Genomic DNA, 24,730 nt, shown 5'->3' on the forward strand with positions numbered 1-24,730 from the left:
ACAGCACCCCTTCCTCATGTTAAGGTCTGCACCTGATTCGTATCCCCTGGACCTGTGCATGCCCCTCAGTCTTTCCCGTCGTTGGCCCTTGCGCCAACTGATCGCTGCCTCCAGCTTCGTACTGCTCGTCGCCTGCGCGGAAAAACCCACCGCCGCCGACGCTCAACCGCTTCAGACCGTTCCCGTTGCCACAGCCCCAGCGGTCATCCCGCCGGTAGTGCCGTCCGGTGACAACCTCGACCTGCAACCGACCCAGACCTTTGCCGAATGGCAGGCCGGTTTCCGCAAGGAAGCTCTGGCTGCCGGCATTCGTGCCGACCTGTTCGACCGCGCGTTCGCCAATGTCAGCTTCGATGCCAGCGTGATTCGCGCCGACCGCAGCCAGCCGGAATTCGCCCGGCCGGTCTGGGAGTACCTGGACGGCGCGCTTTCGCCCTTGCGCGTGCGCAAAGGCCAGGCGCTGATCAGCCAGTACGCCGATATTCTGCAAAGCATCGAACAGCGTTACGGCGTCGATCGTCAGGCACTGGTGTCGGTGTGGGGAATGGAAAGCAACTTCGGCCAGTTCCAGGGCAGCAAGTCGGTGATCAACTCGCTGGCGACCCTGGCCTATGAAGGCCGCCGCCCGGGCTTTGCCCATGCGCAGCTGATTGCGGCGCTGCAGATCCTGCAACAGGGCGACATCACGCCGGAGAAAATGCTCGGCTCCTGGGCCGGCGCCATGGGCCAGACCCAGTTCATCCCGACCACCTACAACACTCATGCCGTGGATTTCGACGGTGACGGTCGCCGCGACATCTGGGGCAGCCCCGCTGACGCATTGGCCTCCACCGCGCATTACCTGCAAAGCTCCGGCTGGCAGCGTGGCCAGCCGTGGGGCTTCGAAGTGCAGCTGCCGAGCGGTTTCAACTACACCCTGGCTGACGGCGCAATTCGCAAGAGCGTCGCCGAATGGCGGCAACTGGGTGTGATCCTGCCGAACGGCGGCCAGGTGCCGGCCGGCTCCGAGCAACTGTCCGCCGCCCTGCTGCTGCCGGCCGGCTACCGCGGCCCGGCGTTCCTGATCCTCGATAACTTCCGGGCGATCCTCAAATACAACAACTCGTCGTCCTACGCACTGGCCGTCAGCCTGTTGTCCGAGCGCTTCAACGGTGCCGGCCTGATCAATGGCAGCTGGCCAAAAGACGATCTGCCGTTGAGCCGCACCGAACGGATCGAACTGCAAAACCTGCTGACCGCGCGCAACTACGACGCAGGCACCGCCGACGGCATCATCGGTGCCAATACGCGCAAGGCGATTCGCGCTGCGCAGCAGTCATTCGGCTGGCCGGCGGACGGTTATCCGACGCACAAGCTGCTGGAAAGCCTGCGCAACCAGTAAAAACAAAAAGACCGCCGCCTCTTCAGGCGGCGGTCTTCTTTTGTGACTCGCTCAGCGAATCACCACATCCTGCTCCAGCATCAATTCCTTCTTACCCGCATCCAGTCGAACCAGCGCCCCCAGCGGTAGCGTCAGGTTCGGATCGCAGTGTCCGCTGCGCCAGCCGGACAGCACCGGAATCCGCAGTGGTTCAAAGGTCTGTTTGAGCAAGCGGTTCAAGGCCTCGACATCCACGCCCGCCACATCCCCGACCAGCACGCCACGCAATCTGGCCAACTTGCCCGCCAGACGCATCTGGGTCAGCAAGCGGTCGATCCGGTACAGCGGCTCGTTGATGTCCTCGATCAGCAGAATCACCCCTTCGACGTCGATTTCGTAAGGCGTGCCCAGGGTCGCGGCGATCATCGCCAGATTGCCACCCTGCAAACGCCCGTGAGCAATGCCGGGCTCCACGGTGGTCAATGGATAAGCCGCCGGATGACTCAGCACACTGCCGGCCTTCAACTGACCGCGCAGCATGGCGAAGAACGACGTCACCGTCGGCGGTTCCTTGTCACCCAGCAGATCGGCATTCAATAACGGCCCATGAAAGGTCACGAACCCGGCGTAGCGACTGATGGCCAGGTGCAGAGCGGTGATGTCGCTGTAACCGACGAAGGGCTTGGCATGGCGGCTCAGCAAGTCGTAGTCGATCCGGTCCAGCAACCTTGGCGTGCCGTAACCACCGCGCAGGCAAATGATTGCATCCACCTCCTCGTCAGCGAACGCCGCGTGCAGATCGTTGAGCCGCACCTCGTCGCTGCCGGCCAGATAGCCATCCTTCTCGTAGACGCCAGGGAACACCCGCAAACCGTAACCCCGGGCGCGCATCCACTGAACGGCCTTTTCGGTATCCAGCGTGCCGGGGCCGGCGGGCGCAATGACGCCTATCAGCCCTTCCGACGGCAGCGCGGGCACGGGCTTGTGCGGAAAAAGGGTGTGGGTCGGTCGAACGGTCATCCATGGATCTCCCTGTGTGAAGTCATGCTCACACAGTAGTCAGGAACGGCGACAAACAGAAGAGGCTCGGCCGCGCCGCAAATTGCAGGAAAAGTCAGTAACGAGTGTAAGCCAGGCAAAAAAATGCCCGCCGGGCGATAAACCCCGGCGGGCATTTTTTATTCAGCGTTGAATCAGGAACCGAGCAGCTCGGCCTTGACCAGTTTCGCCTGTTCGTCGGCGTGGTACGAAGAACGCACCAACGGGCCGGACGCGACGTTCTTGAAGCCCATCTTGTAACCTTCCTCGGCGAACCAGGCGAAGGTGTCCGGGTGCACGAAACGCTGCACCGGCAAGTGGCTGCGGGACGGTTGCAGGTACTGGCCCAGGGTCAGCATGTCGATGTCGTGTTCGCGCATGCGCTTCATGACTTCGATGACTTCGTCGTCGGTCTCGCCCAGACCCAGCATCAGGCCGGATTTGGTCGGGATGTGCGGCATCATCTGCTTGAAGCGTTGCAGCAGGGTCAGCGACCACTGGTAGTCCGAACCCGGACGCGCAGCCTTGTACAGGCGCGGTACGGTTTCCAGGTTGTGGTTGAACACATCCGGCGGCTCGGCCGCGGTGATTTCCAGGGCGATGTCCATGCGGCCACGGTAGTCCGGGACCAGGGTCTCGAGCTGCACGTTCGGCGACAGTTTGCGGATTTCGCGGATGCAGTCGGCAAAGTGCTGGGCACCGCCGTCACGCAGGTCGTCGCGGTCAACCGAGGTGATCACCACATACTTGAGTTTCAGGTCGGCGATGGCGATGGCCAGGCTTTCCGGCTCGTTGACGTCCAGTGGCTTCGGACGACCGTGGCCAACGTCACAGAACGGGCAACGACGGGTGCAGATGTCACCCATGATCATGAAGGTCGCGGTGCCGCCGGAGAAGCACTCGCCCAGGTTCGGGCAGGACGCCTCTTCGCAGACGCTGTGCAGCTTGTGTTTGCGCAGCAGGCTCTTGATGCGGTCGACTTCCGGCGAAACCGGGATGCGCACGCGGATCCAGTCGGGTTTCTTCGGCAGTTCGGTGGTCGGAATGATCTTCACCGGGATGCGTGCAACCTTCTCGGCGCCGCGCAGCTTGACGCCGGCTTCAACCTTGGGACGCGGGGCCGGGCGCTCGGTCACGTCGAGCGTCGGGATCATGGTTTGCACTGCATCAGTAGTCATATCAGTCGATTCCGCCCGTCAGGGTCGTCTGCTCAGCATAGTCGAGGTGTTTGACGAGCTGCGCGCGCAGCCGGGCACTTACCTCGGCAAATTCAATCGATCCTGCGTGCTCGCTCAGCTGGGTCATCGCCAGCCCGGCATAGCCGCAGGGATTAATCCGTCGAAACGGCTCCAGGTTCATGTCCACGTTCAGGGCCAGGCCATGAAAGGAACAACCGTGGCGAATCCGCAAACCCAGAGAAGCGATCTTCGCCCCGTCGACGTAGACGCCGGGAGCATCCGGCTTGGCCAAGGCGGTCACGCCGTAGCTGGCCAGCAGTTCGATCAGGCAGCGCTCCATGCGGCTGACCAGATCGCGCACGCCGAAACCGAGTCGGCGCACATCCAGCAGCAGATAGGCTACCAACTGGCCTGGGCCATGGTAGGTCACCTGACCGCCGCGGTCGACCTGCACCACCGGAATATCCCCCGGCAGCAACAGGTGCTCGGCCTTGCCGGCCTGGCCCTGGGTGAACACCGGCGGGTGTTCCACCAGCCAGATTTCGTCCGGGGCCGTGGTGCCACGCTCGTTGGTAAAGCGTTGCATGGCCTGCCAGACCGGCTCGTAAGCCATCTGGCCAAGCTCGCGAAAGCCCAGCGTGCCCGGCATCACAGCACCATGTGCACGAAACCGGTGGCCCGCAGTTCGCTGTTGATGTTGTACAGCTGATCCTGGTCGGTCGCGACGATGTGCAACTGGATGGTGGTGTACTTGCCGTTGCTGCTTTGACGCTCGTCGACACGCTCATCGTTGATCTTGGCGTGTTTCTTGACGATGTCGATGATCTTGTCTTTGTTGCCGACGCCCGTATCGCTGATCACCTTAACCGGATAATCAACCTGGGGAAATTCGATCTTTGGCGCCTTTACTTCGGTATCGGTCATGGCGTAACGGCCTCGTAAGCGTAAGCCCGGTAACGAACAAGGCCCCGCTCCGGACCGGAACGGGGCCATGCAGGTCAACTCGAATCAGTTGAACAAGCCGTAGAAGAATAGACGGATGCTATCCCACATGCGGCGGAAGATACCACCCTCCTCGACAGCGTCCAGGGCGATCAGGTCGGCGCTGTGCACCACCTTGTCGTCCAGTTTCACTTCGACTTTACCGATCACGTCGCCCTTGGCGATTGGCGCGGTCAGTTGCGGGTTCATGGTCATGCTGGCAGCGAGCTTCTTCAGCTGGCCTTTCGGCAGGGTCATGGTCAGGTCTTGTGCCAGGCCGGCCTTGACTTGACTGGTGGTGCCTTTCCACACCGGGGCCTGAGCCAGTTCAGTGCCCTTCTGGTAGAAGGTCTGGGTTTCGAAGAAGCGGAAACCGTAGGTCAGCAGCTTCTGGGTCTCGGCGGCACGGGCCACTTCGCTGTTGGTGCCGAACACCACGGCGATCAGGCGCATGCCGTCACGTACGGCCGAGGACACCATGCAGTAGCCGGCTTCGTCGGTGTGACCGGTTTTCAGACCGTCGACGGTCTTGTCGCGCCACAGCAGCAGGTTGCGGTTAGGCTGTTTGATGCCGTTCCAGAAGAACTCTTTCTGCGAGTAGATCGCGTAGTGAGCCGGGTCTTCGTGGATGATCGCGCGCGCCAGGATCGCCATGTCGTGAGCCGACGAGTAGTGCTCAGGGTTCGGCAGACCGGTCGGGTTCATGAAGTGGGTATTGGTCATGCCCAGATCGGCGACGGTCTTGTTCATCAGGTCGGCGAACGCGTCTTCGCTGCCGGCGATGTGTTCAGCCACCGCGACGCTGGCGTCGTTGCCGGACTGGATGATGATGCCGTGCAGCAGGTCGCTGACAGTGACTTGTGAGCCGACCTTGATGAACATCCGCGAACCGCCGGTGCGCCAGGCGTTTTCGCTGACGGTCACCGGGTCGTTTTCACCGATCTGGCCGCGACGGATTTCCAGCGTGGCAATGTACGCAGTCATCAGCTTGGTCAGGCTGGCCGGTGGCAGGCGCTGGTCACCGTTGTTCTCCACCAGCACGTTGCCGCTGTTGGCATCCATGAGCACGTAGGATTTGGCGGCCAGTTGTGGTGGCGACGGCATCATCTCGGCCGCGAACGCGGCAGGCGAGAGGAGCAGCGGGACTAGCAGACACAGGCGTTTGGCAAAGGTGGTGATGTTCATCCGTCTCTCGAAATCGCTAATGGAAACTGCCCTTGCGGGCAAAATTAATCAGATGGCTTTCTAACGGGCCATCGCGTGTTCAGTTGCTCACTCCAGTCACCCTTGCCGGGCTTTTGTTCTTCGACGAGCCAACAACCTGGTTCACCCCCCAATCGCTGGTGAACCGTCAATCAAGTCCTACGTTTACTCGGTGACCACACTTGGCGAACCCAGGTTGGCCAGGCGCACGCTGTTCTGTACCTGGGCAATTTCACCCGGCGAACCGATCGGTCCCAGGCGAACCCGGTGCAGGGTCTGCTGATTGCGCACGATCGAGCTGATGAACACCGGAGCGCTCACCATCCCGCTGAGCTTCGACCTCAGGAGTTCTGCAGCGTCCGGGTTGGCGAACGCGCCCACCTGCAGATACTGGCCAGACGCTGGTGCAGAAGCGTTTTTTTTTGCATCGAGCTGAACTGGCACGACGGCCGCGGCGTGCTGCTGCGGCGGTGGAGTCCATTGCTCGACGGTGCCGGCCGACGCCGTGATCACCGGGGCGCTATTCTGCGCGACTTGCGGCTCGTTGAGCATCAAAGGCGCCGGGCGGCCCTTGGCGGCCCACCATTGTTGCGGGTCGATGCCTTCGACCTTGACCCGCGCTGTACCGATTTCGGCATAACCGAGCTTCTTGGCGGCGGCGTAGGACAGGTCGATGATCCGGTCCGAGTAGAACGGCCCGCGGTCATTGACCCGCAGGATCACGCTCTTGTTGTTGTCCAGGTTGGTCACCCGAACGTAACTCGGCAGCGGTAATGTCTTGTGGGCGGCACTCATGCCGTACAGGTCGTAGACCTCGCCGTTGGCGGTGTTCTGACCGTGGAACTTGGTGCCGTACCAGGACGCGGTGCCGGAAGCCACGTACGTCTTGGATTCCTGCAACGGGAAGTAGGTCTTGCCCAGCACGGTGTACGGGTTGGCCTTGTAGGGGCCGGTGTGCAGGGTCGGCGTGGCATCCGGGATGCGCGATACGTCGACATCCCACCACGGCGCGCCGTCCTTGTGGGCCCGGTTGATGTCCAGGCCCGGCTGCGAGCGAACGGCGGTGGTCGGCTTCTGGCTCGGCGAACGGCTGGTCGAACAACTGGCGACCAGCACCGCCAACGCAGCGAAAGCCACCAGCTTCAGGGGTTTATTGATAGGCAATGCCCGCATTACTTGACGCCCCGTGCTTGTACCAGCTGTTCAGACAGTTGATGTACGGCCATGGCGTACATCACGCTGCGGTTATAACGCGTGATCGCGTAGAAATTCTTCAGGCCCATCCAGTATTCCGGGCCATTGTCGCCTTCCAGGCGGAATGCGGTGACCGGCATGTCATCGCGCAGCGCATCATGACTCGACCAGCCCAGCGCTCGCAACTCCCCGACGGTTTTCGTCGGCTCGATGCCGGTGGTCAGGCCTTCATCCACCTGCTCGCCGCGTACATCCGCGCGACTGACCACCGGTTCACCGGCGACCCAGCCGTGACGCTTGAAATAGCTGGCAACGCTGCCGATCGCATCATCCGGGTTGTTCCAGATATTGATGTGGCCGTCGCCGTCGAAATCCACCGCATAGGCGCGGAAACTGCTCGGCATGAACTGCGGCAGACCCATCGCCCCGGCGTAGGAACCCTTGAGGGTCAGCGGGTCGACCTGCTCTTCGCGCGCCAGCAGCAGGAACTCACGCAGCTCCTTGCGGAAAAATTCGGCACGGGGAGGATAGTCGAAACCCAGCGTGGACAAGGCATCGATCACCCGGTAATTGCCGGTATTACGTCCGAAAAAGGTCTCAACACCGATGATAGACACGATCACCTGGGCCGGAACGCCGTATTCCTGCTCGGCGCGGGCCAGTGTGGCCTCGTGCTGACGCCAGAAGTCCACACCGCGGGCGATGCGCGCGTCGGTGATGAACATCGGCCGGTATTCTTTCCACTGTTTGACCCGTTCGGCGGGTTTGGAAATGGCGTCGAGAATCGCCTGTTTGCGCTGGGCCTCGCGGAACACGGCCATCAGCTGTTCGCCGGCAAAACCGTAGTCGCGGGTCATTTCACCGACGAACTCGGCCACTTGGGGCGAGCCTTCGTAATCGCCGGCCAACGCTTCCTGCGCGCTGCCAAGGATGCCTACCAGGCCGAGCCACGGTGCGTATCGTGTCGCCCAGTCACGCATTACTTGCATTGAACTCTTCACCTTATTCAAACCTGTGCGATCCACTTGCGATGGGTATGGATCGACATCAAAACCCCAAACGCTGACAGCAGCGTCACCAGCGAAGTTCCGCCGTAGCTAATGAACGGCAACGGCACCCCCACCACCGGCAACAGGCCACTGACCATACCGATGTTGACGAAAACGTAAACAAAAAACGTCATGGTCAGAGCGCCGGCAAGCAATTTGCCGAACAGCGTCTGCGCCTGGGCGGTAATCACCAGGCCGCGACCGATCAGCAACAGATAGATCAGCAACAGTGCGCAGATGCCCACCAGGCCGAACTCTTCGCCGAGCACGGCGATGATGAAGTCGGTGTGGCTTTCCGGCAGGAAGTCCAGGTGCGACTGGGTGCCCAGCAGCCAGCCCTTGCCGAATACGCCGCCGGAACCGATGGCGGCTTTCGACTGGATGATGTTCCAGCCAGTGCCGAGTGGATCACTTTCCGGGTCGAGGAACGTCAGGATTCGCTGCTTCTGGTAGTCGTGCATGATGAAGAACCACATCGCCACCGACACCGGAATCGCCGCCGCCAGCACGCTGAGAATCCAGCGCCAGCGCAGCCCGCCCATGAACAGTACGAAGGCGCCGCCGGCCAGAATCAGCAGCGAAGTGCCGAGATCCGGCTGACGCACGATCAGGGCGAACGGCACGCCGATCAACAGCAGACTGATGCCGACATGCTTGAGCTGCGGCGGCAGCGTGCGTTTGGACAGGTACCAGGCGATGGTCGCCGGCATCAGGATCTTCATGAATTCCGAGGGCTGGAAGCGGATCACCCCGGGAATGTTGATCCAGCGGGTCGCACCCATGGCGTTGTGGCCCATGATGTCCACCACCAGCAGCAGCACCACCCCGATCACGTAGCCGAGCGGCACCCAGCGCGCCATGAACCTTGGCTCGAACTGGGCGATGACGATCATCGACACCAGGCCGATGCCGAACGACGTGGCCTGTTTGGCCAGCAGATCCCAGCTCTTGCCGCTGGCCGAATACAGCACGAACAGGCTGCCGGCCGCGAGAATCAGCAGCAGCACCAGCAACGGGCCGTCGATATGCAAACGTTGCAACAGCGTCGCACGGCGACGCATCACATCCTCGCTGGAGAGCATGCGATCGAAATTATTCATCACGGGCCGTAGCCTCCGCACTGATAGGGCTGGCGTATTCGGCCTTCAACCGTCCGTCCTGATCCAGCAGCCAGGCATCCATGACCTGCCGCACCACCGGTGCAGCGACGCCGGAACCGGACTCACCGTTCTCGACCATCACCGACACCACGATTTTCGGGTCATCCGCCGGCGCGAAACCGACGAACAGGGCGTGGTCGCGGTGGCGTTCCTGAACCTTGGAGCGGTCGTACTTCTCACCTTGCTTGATCGCCACGACCTGCGCCGTACCGGACTTGCCGGCGATCCGGTATTGCGCGCCGATCGCCGCTTTACGCGCCGTACCCCGTGCACCGTGCATCACCTGTTGCATGCCATGGTTGACCTTGGTCCAGTCCGACGGATCGCGCAGGATGATGTCCGGCATCGGATTCTCATCCACCGGTTTCACGCCTTCGAGGGATTTGGCCAGGTGCGGGCGGTTCCACACGCCCTTGTTGGCCACCAGCGCCGTGGCCTGGGCCAGTTGCAGCGGGGTCGATTGCATGTAGCCCTGGCCGATCCCGAGAATCAGGGTTTCGCCGGGGAACCACGCCTGACGCCGGGTCGCGCGTTTCCACTCGCGGGACGGCATCAGGCCGGGGGACTCTTCGAACATGTCCAGCGAGACCTTCTGGCCGATGCCGAACTTGTTCATGTAGGCCGACAACCGGTCGATGCCCAGCTTGTGTGCCAGGTCATAGAAGTAGGTGTCGTTGGAACGCATGATCGCCGTGTCGAGGTCGACGAAGCCGTCCCCGGTGCGGTTCCAGTTGCGGTACTTGTGATCGTAGTTGGGCAGCATGTAGTAACCGGGGTCGAATACCCGGCTCGACGCCGTCACCACGCCCGCGTCGAGACCGGCAATCGCCACCGCCGGTTTGATCGTCGAACCCGGCGGGTAAAGACCGCGCAGCACGCGGTTGAACAGCGGCCGGTCGATCGAATCGCGCAGCTCGGCGTAGGCCTTGAAGCTGATGCCGGTGACGAACAGGTTCGGGTCGAAGCTCGGCTGGCTGACCATCGCCAGCACTTCGCCGGTTTTCGGATCAAGCGCCACCACCGCCCCACGTCGACCGCCCAGAGCAGCCTCGGCAGCTTCCTGCAACTTGATGTCGAGGCTCAGGACAATGTCCTTGCCCGGCACCGGATCGGTACGCTTGAGCACGCGCAGGACGCGGCCACGGGCGTTGGTCTCGACCTCTTCGTAACCCACCTGACCGTGCAGCTCGGCTTCATAGAAGCGCTCGATGCCGGTCTTGCCGATGTGGTGGGTACCGCTGTAGTTGACCGGATCGAGGGTCTTCAGCTCTTTCTCGTTGATCCGCCCCATGTAACCCACCGAGTGCGCGAAATGCGCGCCCTGCGGGTAATGACGCACCAGTTGCGCGACCACCTCGACGCCCGGCAGACGGAACTGGTTCACCGCGATCCGGGCGATCTGCTCTTCGCTCAGCTCGAACAGGATCGGCACCGGTTCGAACGGCCGGCGACCCTGACGCATGCGTTTTTCGAAGATCACCCGGTCTTCCGGCGTCAGCTGCAAGACCTCGACGATCACGTCGAGCACCTGCTGCCAGTCGCCGGAGCGCTCGCGGGTCATGCTCAGGCTGAAGCTCGGACGGTTGTCCGCCACCACCACGCCGTTGCGGTCGAAAATCAGGCCACGGGTCGGCGGGATCGGCTGGACATGCACCCGGTTGTTTTCCGACAGGGTCGAGTGATATTCGTACTGAATCACCTGAAGGTAATACAGCCGCGCAATCAGCACGCAGATCAGCGCCACCACCGCAATTGCGCCGAACACGACGCGACCACGCACCAGACGGGCGTCTTTTTCGTGGTCCTTGATGCGGATCGGCTGAGACATGAGGGCGGATTACTTGTGGTAAGGGTGGCCGGACAGCACGGTCCAGGCACGATACAACTGCTCGCCGATGAGGATGCGCACCAGCGGGTGCGGCAGCGTCAGCGGCGACAACGACCAGCGCTGATCCGCGCGGGCACAGACTTCCGGCGCCAGCCCTTCCGGGCCACCGACCATGAAGTTGACCGTGCGCGAGTCCAGGCGCCAGCGATCGAGTTCGACCGCCAGTTGCTCGGTGCTCCACGGCTTGCCATGAACTTCGAGGGTGACGATCCGCTCGTTCGGCCCGACCTTGGCCAGCATGGCTTCGCCTTCCTGACGGATGAAGCGGGCCACGTCGGCGTTCTTGCCACGGGTATTGAGCGGAATTTCCACCAGTTCCAGCGCCAGTTCGGACGGAAGACGCTTGGCATATTCATGCCAGCCTTCTTCCACCCACTTGGGCATGCGTGAACCGACGGCGATCAGTCGCAGTCGCACAGCAATCCCTTACAGCTGGTCTTTGTTGAGCTTGGTGAAATGCTCGTGGGTGTTTTCCGGGCTGTGGTGCTTGGCGTCCGCCGCACGGCTTTGCTCGGCACCGGCCCACAGGCGCTCCAGGTCGTAGAACTGACGTGCCGAGGCGGTCATCATGTGCACGATCACCAGGTCCAGGTCCAGCAGCACCCAGTCGCTGTCGCCCTTGCCTTCTTCGCCCAGCGGCTTGGCGCCGTTCTTTTTGACCTCTTCGCGAACCTTGTCCAGCATCGCGTTGATCTGGCGGTTGGAAGTACCGGTGGCGATGATCATGTAGTCGGTGATGCTCTGCTTGTCGCGCACATCAATGATCTGGATATCCTGGGCCTTAACGTCTTCCAAGGCTGCAACGGCCACCTTGACCAGCTCGTCGCCCTTCAGCGGTTCGTTGGTGTTGACCGGTTCTGGCAGCGGGGCGCTCTTGAATGTGCCTTTGCGCTTTACTTTGGTTTGGTCTTTGTCAGTCATATAAAACTCGTTTTGCTCATATTTTCGGCGGCTTGGCGACACGTGGATTCGTATCAGTGAAGCACGCCTTGTTCAGTTCGACGCACGGTACAGACCGTGCGCATCGATGTAGGCCAGGACCGCGTCGGGCACCAGGAAACGTACCGACTTACCGCTGGCCAGCAGTTGACGGATCTGGGTGGCGGAAACCGCGAGCGGTGTCTGCCAGACGAATGCAATCTGTCCGCTCGGCCCCTTCAGGGCCAGCGGGTCGCTCACCGAACGCGCTGCCAGCAGGTTGCGCAAGGCATCCGGCGGTTCGCTGTCGGCGTCCGGGCGCTGTAGCACCAGGATGTGGCAATGCTGGAGCAACTCTTCCCAGCGGTGCCAAGTGGGCAGGCCGCAAAATGCGTCCCAGCCCAGAAGCAGAAAAACCTGGGTCTCGGCGGCCATTTCGGCACGCAGCGACTCCAGGGTATCGATGGTCCAGGACGGTTTGTCCCGCTGCAATTCGCGGGCGTCCACCACCAGCGGCGGCACACCGGCCACCGCACATTCAACCATTGCCAGCCGGTCCTGCGCCGACACCTGCGGCGTATCGCGGTGCGGCGGCCGGGCGCTGGGCATCATGCGCAGCTCATCAAGCCCCAGCGCTTCGGCGACTTCCAGCGCGCCACGCAAATGGCCGACATGCACCGGATCGAACGTCCCGCCCAGTACGCCAATGCGCCGGGGACGGGACTTCTTGCCGGATTTCGGCGCTTTCAGGTCGAGGTCGGACAAGTCAGACCGTCGCCTGGCCGCGCAACTGGCCATCACCGACCACGATGTACTTCTCGCAGGTCAGTCCTTCCAGGCCCACCGGGCCACGGGCGTGCAGCTTATCAGTAGAAATGCCGATCTCGGCACCCAATCCGTATTCGAATCCATCGGCGAAGCAGGTCGGGGTGTTGATCATCACCGACGCCGAGTCGACCTGAGCCACGAACTGACGGGTGTCGGCGAGGTTTTCGCTGATGATCGAGTCGGTGTGGTGGGAGCCGAAATGGTTGATGTGTTCGATGGCCTGATCCAGGCCATCCACCACGCGGATCGACAGAATCGGCGCCAGGTACTCGGTGCTCCAGTCTTCCTCCGCTGCCGCTACGGCCTCGATGATCGCCCGGGTGCGTTCGCAACCGCGCAGTTCGACGCCTTTTTCGCGGAACTGCTTCGCCATCGACGGCAGGAAATCCTTCGCAACACTTTGATCGACCAGCAGGGTCTCCATCGCACCGCAGATGCCGTAGCGATAGGTCTTGGCATTGAAGGCGATGCGCTGGGCTTTCGGCAGGTCGGCGTGTTCGCTGACATAGACGTGGCAGATGCCGTCCAGGTGCTTGATCACCGGCACCCGGGCGTCACGGCTGATGCGCTCGATCAGGCCACGGCCACCGCGCGGCACGATCACGTCGACGTATTCAGGCATGGTGATCAGCGCGCCGACGGCGGCGCGGTCGGTGGTTTCCACCACTTGCACCACGGCAGCCGGCAGTTCGGCTTCAGCCAGACCGCGCTGGATGCAGGCGGCAATCGCGCGGTTGGAATGAATCGCTTCGGAACCGCCGCGCAGGATGGTCGCGTTGCCGGACTTCAGGCACAGGCTCGCGGCATCGATGGTCACGTTGGGACGGGATTCGTAGATGATCCCGATCACGCCCAGCGGTACGCGCATCTTGCCGACCTGAATGCCCGACGGACGGAAGCTCATGTCGCGGATCGCACCGACCGGATCCGGCAGCGCTGCGACCTGACGCAGACCGACGATCATGCCGTCGATGCGCGCCGGGGTCAGTTCCAGACGTTCCAGCAGCGCCGGCTCCAGACCGTTGGCGCGACCGGCCGCCAGATCCTGTTCATTGGCTGCCGCAAGCTCGGCGCGGGCGGCGTCCAGGGCATTGGCGGCAGCCAGCAGGGCGCGGTTTTTCTGCGCGGTGCTGGCACGGCCGATGACGCGGGAAGCTTCGCGGGCGGCGCGACCCAATCGGGTCATGTAGTCAAGAACGGACTCAGTCATGGTCTGCTGGGGTCTTGGCAAAGAGGAAAGCGGCAGATTATAGCTGTCGCGTCCCGGGACTAACAGCGGTGACGGGCGGATGGTCGAAATGGACGGCGATTTGCCGACGTTCAGCCGGGATTAAGCCGTCAATTGTTATCATCACGACCTCCTTCGCCTGGATAAACATTGTTTGCCATGTCCAACCTGACCGTTCGCGCCACCTCCGCGCGCCAGCCTGTCGGCCTTGCGGACGCCTTTTTCGACCGCGACGCCCAGACACTGGCCCGCGATCTGCTCGGCAAAGTCATCCGCCACCGCGTCGGCGATTTGTGGCTCAGCGCCCGAATCATCGAAACCGAGGCCTATTACCGCGAGGAAAAAGGCAGCCACGCGTCCCTCGGCTACACAGAAAAGCGTAAGGCTTTGTTTCTGGACGGCGGCCACATCTATATGTACTACGCCCGTGGCGGCGATTCGCTGAACTTCAGCGCGCAGGGTCCGGGCAATGCAGTGCTGATCAAATCGGCCTATCCGTGGGTCGACGAGATCAGTGGCCCGGCCAGTCTGGCGCAGATGCTGCTGAACAACCCCGATGCCCAGGGGCGCCCGCGTCCGTCGCAGAAACTCTGTGCCGGACAGACGCTGTTGTGCAAGGCGCTGGGGCTGAAAGTGCCGGTGTGGGATGCCAAGCGCTTCGACCATGAAATCCTGCTGGTGGAAGATACCGGACCGGCTCCGACCCACGTCATTCAGACCACCCGACTGGGCATTCCCCATGGCCGTGACGAACACTTGATGTATCGCTTCGTCGATGCCGCCTATGCCCAGTGGTGCACGCGGAACCCGCTGCGTCGGGGTCAGGTCGAAGGTCGCGATTATTTTTTGCTGTGAATGCACACCCTTCGGCTCGCCGATCAGGGACATCAATGAAATGGAGTGGTTTGTATGGGCCCATGGCTCGATAGCGTGACCGGATGGCTGGCCGCCAATCCGCAGTGGCTGGCCGCTGCAGTGTTTGTCGTGGCCTGCGTGGAATGCTTGGCGATTGCCGGTTTGATCGTGCCCGGCACGGTGCTGCTGTTTGCTGTGGCGGTGCTGGCCGGCAGCGGTGCATTGTCATTGAGCGAAACCCTGTTGCTGGGTTTCCTCGGCGGGATTCTCGGCGACGTGATTTCGTATTTCCTCGGCCGCCACTTCCACCAGAACATCCGGCGTCTGCCGGGCCTGCGCCATCACCCGGAATGGATGGCCGGCGCGGAAACCTACTTCCAACGCTACGGCATCGCCAGCCTGCTGGTCGGACGTTTCATCGGCCCGCTGCGGCCGATGCTGCCGATGGTCGCCGGGATGTGCGACATGCCCTTCCCGCGCTTCGCGGCCGTGAGTCTGCTGGCAGCGGCCGGCTGGAGCCTCGCCTACCTGCTGCCGGGCTGGGCCACCGGGGCGGCGATTCGCCTGCCGTTGCCGGAAGGTTTCTGGCTGCAGGCCGGGATTGTCGCCGGCAGCATCGCGGTGATGGTCGGCCTGAGCGCCAACAGCAGCCTGCGCCGCCATCGGCGGGCGACGATCTGGATCAGCAGCATGAGCCTGTTGATCCTGATCGGCCTGTTCATCGGTTACCCGTACCTGACCGCCCTCGATCAGGGCGTCATGACCCTGGTGCAGGAACACCGCCGCCCGGCGCTGGATGAAGTCGCGGTGGTTTTCACCCTGATCGGTGAATTCCGCAACATGCTGCTCTTCAGCGCCCTGCTGACTGCGCTGCTGTTGCTGTGCCGCCAGTGGCGCCACGCGATCTTCGTGGGCGGCACCCTGCTCGTCACGGCCTTGGCCAACACCGGCACCAAGATGTTCTTCGCCCGGGTGCGCCCGGAAGTACTGACAGACCCGCTCACCAGTTACAGCATGCCCAGCGGCCATGCGTCCGGATCGTTCGCGCTGTTCCTGACTCTGGCTGTGCTGGCCGGACGCGGGCAGCCGCCGAGGTTGCGACTGACCTGGTTGCTGGTCGGCTGTATTCCGGCACTGGCGATTGCCCTGTCGCGGGTGTATCTGGGCGCGCACTGGCCGACGGATGTGCTGGCCGGCGCCATGCTCGCCGCGTGCGTGTGCGCCGCCGGGCTCTGGCTCAGCCAACGGCAATCACCGCTCGGCGCCATGCCGCAGAGAGTCTGGTGGCTGGTGTTGCCGGCGCTGGTCGCCCTGTTCGGTTTCTTCGTGCTGCGACACTTACCGCATACCTTGCTGCGCTATTCGTACTAGGCGACGGCAGACAGTAGCGAAGGATTGGTCCTCAAGACGAACGACACCGACGAAGGGTTGTAGGCATTGTGCCCGGTGTCGTTCGGATTCTTGTCCAGGAAGTAGGTGAGCCCTTCCTTTGTCTCATGCTGAAACAGGCGCATCTTCTTCTCTACGCTGAACAGCGCCACAGAAACCGGATTGGACGGCAGGTCACCAAACGACTTGAGCTTTCCGGCATACGTTTCCAGCTCAAAGTAACTACCGCCACTTTTCGCGGCCAGAAGATGCCTTGTACTTTGATCAAGTCGCAGCTGCCAATTAAAGTAACGACCGGCCGTTTTGACATTAAGGGCATATCGCCCCTGATAATCCGGAACAAACTCCAATAACAGCGGCTCGGCATCATCATGATCCGCGAGTGTCACGATTGGCGAACTGATTTCGTCATTCAGGGAAATCTCCGCATTCAACCTCTGCCCCGTGGTGATCCGCGGCTGCTTCAAACGTTGTTCCATGACTTGATAATTGAGCACCAGCGGAAGTCCATCCGCGAACAGTTGCCCCGTGAAGGTAATATTATTGGCATCAGACATGTGAAGGTTCTCTTCTTGTTAAAAACGGACTGAACAACAGACAGGATTTCATTTACCAGCAGCCTGGGCCGGATCGTTCTTCACACGTCTGCGTTTGCGGCGCTCAAGCACCATGGAATCCGCGTAGTAGCCGGCGGCCTTGAGGACAATGTCGGTATTCAGATCAACGCCTGCATGTTTAAAAATATACTTCCCGGCAATATCATCCCAGAACGCCCATTCATCTTCATAAATTGTCACATTGTTCTCCTTGTTCATGAAACCCGCTTCCTGCGAGCCGGGTTCAACGCTAAATCAAAAGCACCCGACAAACCACTTCAAAGACAATACAAAAAACAACAATACAAACGGAAAAACAATAACAACCGAACACACCTGCTCAACATGCCAAAGTCTCCAGACACTTCATCAACGAGTATTGATTTTGGCCAAACCTTTTAACATCAACTCTGAAACTATTCTTACAGCCCCCATAACAATTTCCGACATTATCACTCCATCAAATTCAGCAACGGCGGAAACCGATGTACCGTCCGGCAAAATGTCGGACCTGAACGATCTGGACAAACTGTTCGGGCCCCTGCGATTTGGCGAACTGACCGTGAGCCGCCAGACACTTCAGGCGCTGGGTGCCCGGGTCAACGGCGAGGCCATTACAGCAGCCAACACGTACTTCCCCGAGCCCGATCAGGCCTTTATCGATGGGCTGCAATTCGATCCCGCCCAGGTTGAGCAGCGGATCAAGTCAGTCGATGGTCAGGAGCACCAACGGGTCCCGGAATTACTCTACGAAATCGTCACTCTGCGCTCCCCCGACGCAGCACCGCTTCTGCGCGAAATATCCGCCAGTGATGCTGAGCACCCCATGCAGAAAATCAGCAAACTGCTGACCGCCACCCAACACCTGGATATCCACAGAAGCCCGCTGCCCGAACATTTGCCGGGCTGGGTAGACAAGGCCAAGAGTCGCGGCATGACCAGTATGGGCGCCGGGCTGCAGGCCTACGGTTTGTACAGCGCCTACATGGGCGCCATCGACGGCCTCAAGAAAGGTCAGATGGGAGAAGTGCTGATCAATGTGGGCGGCGCTCTCGCCGAGATCACTTCACTGGGCCTCGAATACGCGCTGAACAAGACCGGCGAACAGATGATCCGTGAGGGTTCCATGGCCCTCGAACAATTCGGCAAGACCACCATGGGCAAATGGCTGTGCCGGGGCGCAGGCCTGATCGCCAGCGTGCTGACGTTGCCCTTCGATATCTACACCGCCATCAAATCCTTCAACGATGCGGCCAGGGCCCAGGGCAAGGAAGCTCAGGATCTGTACGTCACCGGCGGCTTGAGCGTGTTCAGCGGCGCCCTGTCGATTGCCCTTGGCTGCGCAGCACTGATGGGCTTTCAAGCTGCTGGCCCGGTGGGGATCGCAGCAGCGGCGATCATGATTGTCGGTGCCCGAATCTACGGCGCCGCGCGCATGGTCGACGACATCGACGATTACATCGAACTGACCGTGCACGAACGCTGGCGTGCCGGCTGGTTCGCGTTCACCGGACAAAGCCAGGACAAGGCGCTGATGGAGCGCTACCTGGTCGCCAAGACCACAAGCGACTACGCCAAAGCCTTGAAGACGCGCAGTCTCGGCTGGCTCGACAATGAGTTCAAGGAAAGCGTCGATGTGATCGTCAATGGCCGTTTCGAGGTTACGTTGCAGCCCACTCGCCTCCATCGTTTCCAATGGGATGAAAGCAAAGGCGAAACGCCCTATACCAGCGAAAACCGCCCTGTCGTCAGCGACACGGATGACACCTACGACGCCAGGAAAGGATTACCCGACTCCGACGCTGTCATCGCCAGTGGGAAAAGCGACCCGGCGAAAGGGGTCTTCTGGAACCTGGGCGGCGGCCATGACACGGTGCAAGGCGTCGAGGACAAGCCGAATTTCTTCAGCTATGCCAGTGGCCGTAAAACCCTGGACGGCGGCAACAAGGATGACTCCTTTCTGTTTCAGTCGGCTTCCGAAGCGCTGTCTGATGACCCGACCACCGTCAGTGAGCTGTCCGGTGGTGACGGCACCGACCTGCTCTGGCTGCAAGGCAAACATAAAAACGAAGACCCTCTCGCTAGCCCGCCGCGCCATATCGGTTTTGATGTCGACCTGAAAAAAGGCAGGCTGGCGGTGCGTCCTGTCGATCCGGCGCGTGCGCCGGTGCTGCATTCAACCTTCAGGTCCATCGAAAAGGTCGAGACACTGGCCGGCGCGCTCAACCGCGTGACCGGTTCCGACCACGCCGACACCATTGCCGCCAATGGCGATGACCGCGTCGATGCCGGAGCCGGCGATGACCGCATCGCCGTCCGCGGCCTTCGTGGCACCGTCGATGGAGGCAGCGGCCGCGACACCTACGAAATTGCCCCGAACTGCCTCAAGGTTTCCCTCCACGAGGATGGTCAGGAACCGAGCACGGTCTATCTGGGCGTGACGCTCGAAGCCATCCAGCGCTGGTACGTGCGCAATGACGCGCTGGTCATTGAATCCCTGCGCGACGACGACATCCGGTCGCCCATGCGGGAACTGGTGCTGGAGGCGGTGTACCGGACGGTCGATGGCAAACGCACCTTGCGCAACGACAAATGGACGTTCATTACACAGGACGGCTACCACTTGCAGCCCGCGTGGCCTGCCGATACCCCGGACCTGGCCGACCTGACCGTGACAGTGACCGTTCTGACTGTCGGCACGACGAAAACCTCGCCGGTACCGGTCAATGATCGTCCTTGCAGGATTTCCAACAAACCGCACTCGTACTACTTCATCTCGCGCCAGATCCGTCACGCAATCCTGATGGCAACACCACACGCAAATCCGACCCGAAGCACTCTGTACGTCGACCGCGACAGCACGGAAATCGATGAAGTGCGGGCGATTTATACCGTTACCAAAACCAGGCCAAACGCATTCACGCTGCTCAGCTACACGGACATTCACCACACCATCACGTTCCACGAAAGTGGTGGCTTGCTCTCGTTGCACGGTGCTGCAAGAGAAAATCCGGGCAAGAAACGCGACATGGGAGCCGGAATCCTGGCCTCCGGCTGGCAGATGATTCACCCGATGACGCTGGTCATGCGAGACGGGATTTCCTATCACCTCGACTTTCCGCATCCCACGTATCTAAACGACGCAAGGAACCCGGGTTATACCGTAGTGCAAAGCCGCACCTCGCTGCGCGAGCGAGCCGGCCGGTATATTTTCGTCAGGCCCTCTGTCGAGAAGCGCACGCTGAAGGCAACCTCGCAGCGGGTAGACTTTCAGGCAGCCGAGCACAATGCGACCTATTGGCTGGAGGGACGATCGTCGAGCTATGAACTGTTTCCCGCCAGCGCCACGTCCATCCGGCTGTCCACCGCAGAAGCGGATGCCAACGTCTCGGGCTCTTCCACCTGGTTCATTCACACGCAACATCTGCAAGAGCAGATCAGCCACCGCGATCTTTCCATCAAGGACAACCTGCTCAGAATCGGCAGCATCCGGATTCAACTGCCGGACAGCAACGATCCGCTGACGCCACTGGAAACCATCGAAGTCGTGGTCTCCTCGGGAAACCGTTATCGGATCAATGCACTGTTCGAGGTGATCGGTCTGTGCGCCATCAATGCCCGAGCCTACCCATCGGTTCAGGCCATCGCCCAGGACATTCGTGAGCATCAACGGCGTGAAGAGCTTGAGTCCGACGAAGTGTCCGTTCACCACATTCGCCTGAGCGAAACCGCTGCCGGCAAGATTTCATACAACGTTGCCACCAACGTCTGGAGCAGCGAAACCGCTCCGACCCGCTCGATACCTGTCGAGCACCTGATCATCGTCAAGGAATGACACCATGCGACCAAAACCACCCTCGCCGCCAGGCTTTTCCAAGGGTAATACGCCCGCCGACTCGCTTGCTGAACTCCCACGATTGCGACCGCAAGCGCCAGACCCACAGCTACCGCATTCGTTGCCAGACCTGACAGCCGCGCATCCGCGAAACCCGGGACACACCCCGCCCCTCGCTGACACACCGAAAATCGAAGTGTCTGACCTGCCGGTCGCCTCCCGTGAAACGGCGACCGGACTGGACAGTTACCGTTTGAACCCCGGATTGCTGCGCAACCTGCAACCGGTCAACGAGGAGGGTCTGCGCTACATCGTCGGACGCGCGTTCGTCGATGTGAAAGACAGCGGCACGGTGTATGTGGAATTCGATGCGAACCTGGGCACCTTTCGGGCCATGGATCTGTACAAAAAGCTGTCTCCCGGGCCGGCGCTCTACAGAAATACCGGTGAATCGACCTGGAGCCCGGCCTCACATACCCCCTCGAAACGCCCCCATTCCCAGGTCAGTGACGTTGATACGCCGGAGCCAGCCAAACAAGCGCAGACCTCTCCTTTGTCGGCGCATGAAGCCACCACCCGACTGCTGAACGACTCGTTGCTCACGATGCATCCACTGATGACGCTCGGCCAGCGCGTCGAGTTTTTGCGCGCCTATAACCTGTCGCCACGACAACACATCCGGTTGCACAGTGATCTGACCGCCAATCCCTGGGTGATGCCGGAGTGGGCCGAGCAGCATCACTTACGCTCTCGGGACGAGAACGATCCGACCCGCTTCGATCAACTGTATGAAGAAATCGAACCGCTGCTACTGCCCGTGCGGAACGGAACACTGCGCAGCGACCTGATCGACTTCGACAAAAGCGTCACCCGGGAATTTCTCGACGCCTTTCTGACCCGACTCGGTTACCTGCGCAACAGCAGCGACTGCCTGTATCGCACGGATATTCCGGGTCTGTTCAGGGCCGATGAACGCACGCCTTTCGAGTTCTACAACGACGGACGCATGCTGCCTCGCCTGAAACACCCGCGCGGCGCCACGACCGAAAAACCGATCAGTGCCACGGTCAGCCATCAGTTGGTCAAGAGATATGGCGCCAGGGGCACCGAGGCTCCCGATCCGGAGTACCTGCGCTACAACAGCCAGAGAAACAAATATCCCGGCAAAAAACCGGGTGAATCGGACAACGAGTCAGGGAACTCCGACAACGACTGGTCCGATGCATCGGACGTAGAACTGGACACCGAACGCAATTACGCGACGATCCGCCACGATCAGCAGTTCATCTTCTCTTACGTCATCGATACCCGAAGGATGGAGGTGGTCCTCAACGAAGAGAACCATTTGCTCAATCTGGCGGCACGGGAAAAGAATGCCTGGTTTCCAGATGACGAACTCGAAGCCCTGATTTCAACGTCCAAGCGAGGTATCGAATCAGAGCGTCTGTGGCTGCTCGACTCGACCTTCACGCGTGCCGCCAAGGTCGACGATGTCGCCGCTCAAGCCCAAACCAGCTACATCGGCAATGACATCGAGGCGCGGACCCACAGCGGCATTTCCAATCAACATGAATACGACGCTTTGATCGATGCGGTGGCCAGGGCCGGCAAGCCGATCCTTGCATTTCCAGGTGGCCGGGACTGGTTCGCCAATGACATCGTCTGGCCCGTATAACCGGGTCGAGTCTTAAGCGAACAACTCGCCCTGCAATTCATCGAGCAGCGCCTGAATCGCATCCAGTCGCTGCTGCGGGTCGTCGAGTTGCAGCAAATCGATCTTGTCTTCCTCGGCGAACGGCAGCAGATACGCCAACTGATTGGCCAGTGATTGCTGCCCCGCCGCTTCGATGCCCATGTTCAACGCCTCGACCATCGGGTGCTCGGCGAGAGCCTTGAGCAGCGCCACCAGATCGGCGTCTTCATCCTGCAGCGGTTGCTCGGGTTCTTCGTCCAGCCACTCGACCTCGGCCATGATCAATTGATCGCGCTGCACGTCGGTGCTCTGCACGATGAAGCGCCGCCCGCCCTGCACCCGGATGCCCAGCAGTCCGTTGTCCTGCTGCTGGAAATCGGTGATGCGCGCTTCGCAGCCGACCATGGCGAAACCTTCCGGCGCGACGCCGACTTCGCTGCCTTCCAGGATGCACACCACGCCGAACCCGCCGCCCTGTTTCATGCAGCGGCCGATCATGTCCAGGTAGCGTGCTTCGAAGATCTGCAGATCCAGATTGCAGCCGGGAAACAGCACCGTGTTCAGCGGAAAAAGCGGCAGACTCATAGACATTTCCTTACACCACCATCGACACCGCCAACGGCAGGAACACCGCCGTGGCCACGCCCATCAGACTCATCGCCAGCGCCGCGAAGGCGCCGCACTCATCGCTTTCCTGCAACGCCACCGAGGTGCCGACCGCATGTGCCGTCATGCCCAGCGCCATGCCGCGCGCCTCCGGGCTGTGCACGCCCAGACGGGTCAGCAACGCCGGGCCGAAGATCGCGCCGATCACCCCGGTGATCAACACGAACACCGCCGCCAATGCTGCGACACCGCCGATCTGTTCGGCCACCAGCATGGCGATCGGTGAGGTCACCGACTTGGGCGCCATGGTCATCAGGATCATGTGATCGGCACCGAACCACCAGCCCAGCGCCACGCCCATGCCCGTGGCGACCACGCCGCCTATCACCAGCGTAGTAAAAATCGGCCAGAACAATTGCCGGATGCGTCGCAGATTCAGATACAGCGGCACTGCCAGCGCAACGGTCGCCGGGCCCAGCAGAATACTGAGGATCTCGGTGCTCTTGCGGTACTCGGCGTAGGTCAGGCCGCAGCCGACCAGCACGCCGATCACCAACAGCATCGAGACCAGCACCGGTTGCAGAAAGATCCAGCGGGTTTTCTCGAACGCCGCCAGCACCAGTTGATAGGCACCGAGGGTGATGCCGATGCCGAACAGGGGATGGTGAATCACCGAAGCCCAGGCACCTTGCCAGTCGAACAGCATCAGGACTCCTCCGAATGCGGCGCGTGGCGCTTGACCAGCCGTTGCATCAGCACGCCGGCGAAGGCCATCGACAGAATCAGCGAGACCACCAGCGCACCGACAATGGCCCAGAAATCCGCGGCAATCGCCGTGGCATACACCATCACGCCCACCGCCGGCGGCACCAGCAGCAATGGCAGATAACGCAGCAGGCTGCCGGCCGCAAGGTTCAGCGGCTCGCCGACTTCACCGCGCACGATCAGAAATACCAGCAACAGCAAAAGGCCGATGATCGGCCCCGGCAGCACCGGCAACAGCAAATGATTGAGGGCCGTGCCGAGCAATTGAAACAGCACCAGCATGGTCAGGCCGCGTAGCAACATCCGTCATCTCCGTCTTACTTTTCGCCTCGCAAGTCGCCCGCATTATAAGCACGCCTGCGCTATGGATCGGCATTCGCCAAAAGCATGGTCGGTTGACCTGAGCAAATCGCCATGATGATCTACAGTGGTTCGCAGGGCGGTCAAATCCCCCACCTGAAAAACTATAAAACCGATGAACCCAAGGAGAGTCTCAATGCCCTATGTTCCAGTTGCAGAGCTCAAAGATTATGTCGGCAAGGAACTCGGACGTTCCGAATGGCTCACCATCGATCAGGAGCGTATCAACCTGTTCGCAGAAGCCACCGGGGATTACCAGTTCATCCATGTCGACCCGGTCAAAGCCGCGCAAACGCCATTTGGCAGCACCATTGCACACGGTTTCCTGTCGTTGTCGCTGATCCCCAAACTGATGGAAGACATCCTGATCCTGCCGCAAGGCGTGAAGATGGTGGTCAACTACGGCCTGGACAGCGTGCGTTTCATCCAGCCGGTCAAGGTCAACTCCAAGGTCCGGCTCAAGGTCGACCTCGGTGAAGTGACCGAGAAAAAACCTGGCCAGTGGCTGCTCAAGGCCACCGCCACCCTGGAGATCGAAGGCTCGGACAAACCGGCCTACATCGCCGAACCGCTGTCGCTCTGCTTCGTTTAAGCGCCTGGATGCGA

Annotated in this window: 24 protein-coding genes; 6 read left to right on the forward strand and 18 right to left on the reverse strand. The window is 61.1% G+C overall.

Annotated elements, in window-relative coordinates:
• Positions 1 to 58: 58 nt before the first annotated feature.
• Complete coding sequence (locus ABFB52_RS25645; RefSeq protein WP_102716652.1) at positions 59 to 1,381, forward strand: lytic murein transglycosylase; 1,323 nt, start codon at positions 59 to 61, stop codon at positions 1,379 to 1,381.
• A 51-nt stretch (positions 1,382 to 1,432) separates the two neighbouring features.
• Here ABFB52_RS25645 and ABFB52_RS25650 read toward each other — a convergent pair whose 3' ends face one another.
• The 13 genes from ABFB52_RS25650 to ABFB52_RS25710 form a co-directional block, all read right to left on the reverse strand.
• Positions 1,433 to 2,380, reverse strand: a complete 948-nt coding sequence (locus tag ABFB52_RS25650; protein ID WP_102716653.1) for an LD-carboxypeptidase — start codon at positions 2,378 to 2,380, stop codon at positions 1,433 to 1,435.
• Between the two features lie 173 nt (positions 2,381 to 2,553).
• Positions 2,554 to 3,552 carry a lipoyl synthase gene (gene lipA, locus ABFB52_RS25655; protein WP_162130488.1) on the reverse strand — a complete coding sequence of 333 codons (999 nt, stop codon included), beginning with the start codon at positions 3,550 to 3,552 and terminating at the stop codon, positions 2,554 to 2,556.
• A 25-nt stretch (positions 3,553 to 3,577) separates the two neighbouring features.
• Positions 3,578 to 4,225, reverse strand: a complete 648-nt coding sequence (lipB, locus tag ABFB52_RS25660) for a lipoyl(octanoyl) transferase LipB (RefSeq protein WP_129972490.1) — start codon at positions 4,223 to 4,225, stop codon at positions 3,578 to 3,580.
• Positions 4,225 to 4,500 (reverse strand): DUF493 domain-containing protein, encoded by a 276-nt coding sequence (locus tag ABFB52_RS25665; protein ID WP_007958664.1) that lies wholly within the window; start codon positions 4,498 to 4,500, stop codon positions 4,225 to 4,227. The genes lipB and ABFB52_RS25665 overlap by 1 nt, the downstream gene beginning before the upstream one ends.
• Before the next feature lie 84 nt (positions 4,501 to 4,584).
• The gene (locus ABFB52_RS25670; RefSeq protein WP_011336095.1) at positions 4,585 to 5,742 is read right to left on the reverse strand and encodes a D-alanyl-D-alanine carboxypeptidase family protein; all 1,158 of its coding nucleotides are present in this window, start codon (positions 5,740 to 5,742) and stop codon (positions 4,585 to 4,587) included.
• A 183-nt stretch (positions 5,743 to 5,925) separates the two neighbouring features.
• Positions 5,926 to 6,933 carry a septal ring lytic transglycosylase RlpA family protein gene (locus ABFB52_RS25675; protein ID WP_011336096.1) on the reverse strand — a complete coding sequence of 336 codons (1,008 nt, stop codon included), beginning with the start codon at positions 6,931 to 6,933 and terminating at the stop codon, positions 5,926 to 5,928.
• A complete protein-coding gene (gene mltB / locus ABFB52_RS25680; RefSeq protein ID WP_007958658.1) occupies positions 6,933 to 7,943 on the reverse strand; it encodes a lytic murein transglycosylase B in 1,011 nt (336 codons plus the stop codon). Before mltB ends, ABFB52_RS25675 begins: the two co-directional genes overlap by 1 nt.
• A gap of 17 nt (positions 7,944 to 7,960) precedes the next feature.
• Entirely contained in the window at positions 7,961 to 9,064 is a 1,104-nt protein-coding gene (gene rodA, locus ABFB52_RS25685) for a rod shape-determining protein RodA (protein ID WP_052026248.1), read from the reverse strand.
• A gap of 31 nt (positions 9,065 to 9,095) precedes the next feature.
• Positions 9,096 to 10,991: a penicillin-binding protein 2 gene (gene mrdA / locus ABFB52_RS25690; RefSeq protein ID WP_007958656.1), complete on the reverse strand. Its 1,896-nt coding sequence runs from the start codon at positions 10,989 to 10,991 to the stop codon at positions 9,096 to 9,098.
• Between the two features lie 9 nt (positions 10,992 to 11,000).
• Positions 11,001 to 11,468, reverse strand: a complete 468-nt coding sequence (gene rlmH, locus ABFB52_RS25695; RefSeq protein WP_003185785.1) for a 23S rRNA (pseudouridine(1915)-N(3))-methyltransferase RlmH — start codon at positions 11,466 to 11,468, stop codon at positions 11,001 to 11,003.
• Between the two features lie 9 nt (positions 11,469 to 11,477).
• On the reverse strand, positions 11,478 to 11,972 hold the full coding sequence (gene rsfS, locus ABFB52_RS25700) for a ribosome silencing factor (RefSeq protein WP_007958654.1): 495 nt from the start codon (positions 11,970 to 11,972) through the stop codon (positions 11,478 to 11,480).
• 72 nt (positions 11,973 to 12,044) lie between these two features.
• Positions 12,045 to 12,767 (reverse strand): nicotinate-nucleotide adenylyltransferase, encoded by a 723-nt coding sequence (gene nadD / locus ABFB52_RS25705; protein WP_129972491.1) that lies wholly within the window; start codon positions 12,765 to 12,767, stop codon positions 12,045 to 12,047.
• Positions 12,736 to 14,007 (reverse strand): glutamate-5-semialdehyde dehydrogenase, encoded by a 1,272-nt coding sequence (locus tag ABFB52_RS25710; RefSeq protein WP_129972492.1) that lies wholly within the window; start codon positions 14,005 to 14,007, stop codon positions 12,736 to 12,738. The genes nadD and ABFB52_RS25710 overlap by 32 nt, the downstream gene beginning before the upstream one ends.
• Before the next feature lie 177 nt (positions 14,008 to 14,184).
• On the opposite strand from ABFB52_RS25710, the gene ABFB52_RS25715 reads away from it, so the two are divergent.
• Together ABFB52_RS25715 and ABFB52_RS25720 are read left to right on the forward strand one after the other, a co-directional pair.
• Positions 14,185 to 14,880 (forward strand): DNA-3-methyladenine glycosylase, encoded by a 696-nt coding sequence (locus tag ABFB52_RS25715; protein WP_129972493.1) that lies wholly within the window; start codon positions 14,185 to 14,187, stop codon positions 14,878 to 14,880.
• Positions 14,881 to 14,934: 54 nt separating this feature from the next.
• Positions 14,935 to 16,251, forward strand: coding sequence for a bifunctional DedA family/phosphatase PAP2 family protein (locus ABFB52_RS25720; protein WP_129972494.1), 1,317 nt, complete (start codon positions 14,935 to 14,937; stop codon positions 16,249 to 16,251).
• On the opposite strand, the gene ABFB52_RS25725 is transcribed toward ABFB52_RS25720, so the two are convergent.
• Positions 16,248 to 16,826 carry a hypothetical protein gene (locus tag ABFB52_RS25725; RefSeq protein ID WP_085747648.1) on the reverse strand — a complete coding sequence of 193 codons (579 nt, stop codon included), beginning with the start codon at positions 16,824 to 16,826 and terminating at the stop codon, positions 16,248 to 16,250. The two genes, ABFB52_RS25720 and ABFB52_RS25725, sit on opposite strands and share 4 nt — an antisense overlap.
• 48 nt (positions 16,827 to 16,874) lie before the next feature.
• The gene (locus tag ABFB52_RS25730) at positions 16,875 to 17,084 is read right to left on the reverse strand and encodes a hypothetical protein (RefSeq protein WP_219733473.1); all 210 of its coding nucleotides are present in this window, start codon (positions 17,082 to 17,084) and stop codon (positions 16,875 to 16,877) included.
• Here ABFB52_RS25730 and ABFB52_RS25735 point away from each other — a divergent pair.
• Positions 17,083 to 20,700 carry a calcium-binding protein gene (locus ABFB52_RS25735; RefSeq protein WP_346836110.1) on the forward strand — a complete coding sequence of 1,206 codons (3,618 nt, stop codon included), beginning with the start codon at positions 17,083 to 17,085 and terminating at the stop codon, positions 20,698 to 20,700. The two genes, ABFB52_RS25730 and ABFB52_RS25735, sit on opposite strands and share 2 nt — an antisense overlap.
• A gap of 196 nt (positions 20,701 to 20,896) precedes the next feature.
• Entirely contained in the window at positions 20,897 to 22,375 is a 1,479-nt protein-coding gene (locus ABFB52_RS25740) for a hypothetical protein (protein WP_256656670.1), read from the forward strand.
• 12 nt (positions 22,376 to 22,387) lie between these two features.
• Here ABFB52_RS25740 and ABFB52_RS25745 read toward each other — a convergent pair whose 3' ends face one another.
• The 3 genes from ABFB52_RS25745 to ABFB52_RS25755 are packed head-to-tail and all read right to left on the reverse strand — an operon-like array spanning position 22,388 to position 24,067.
• A complete protein-coding gene (locus ABFB52_RS25745) occupies positions 22,388 to 22,978 on the reverse strand; it encodes an LON peptidase substrate-binding domain-containing protein (protein ID WP_085747646.1) in 591 nt (196 codons plus the stop codon).
• A 10-nt stretch (positions 22,979 to 22,988) separates the two neighbouring features.
• The gene (locus ABFB52_RS25750) at positions 22,989 to 23,705 is read right to left on the reverse strand and encodes an LrgB family protein (protein ID WP_007958637.1); all 717 of its coding nucleotides are present in this window, start codon (positions 23,703 to 23,705) and stop codon (positions 22,989 to 22,991) included.
• Entirely contained in the window at positions 23,705 to 24,067 is a 363-nt protein-coding gene (locus tag ABFB52_RS25755) for a CidA/LrgA family protein (protein WP_007958636.1), read from the reverse strand. Before ABFB52_RS25755 ends, ABFB52_RS25750 begins: the two co-directional genes overlap by 1 nt.
• Before the next feature lie 193 nt (positions 24,068 to 24,260).
• Here ABFB52_RS25755 and ABFB52_RS25760 point away from each other — a divergent pair, with 193 nt between their 5' ends.
• Complete coding sequence (locus ABFB52_RS25760; protein ID WP_007909575.1) at positions 24,261 to 24,716, forward strand: MaoC family dehydratase; 456 nt, start codon at positions 24,261 to 24,263, stop codon at positions 24,714 to 24,716.
• Positions 24,717 to 24,730: the final 14 nt, after the last annotated feature.

It is taken from the genome of Pseudomonas sp. 9.2(2024), assembly GCF_039695385.1.
In the GTDB taxonomy this organism is placed as follows: Bacteria; Pseudomonadota; Gammaproteobacteria; order Pseudomonadales; family Pseudomonadaceae; genus Aquipseudomonas; species Aquipseudomonas paraglycinae.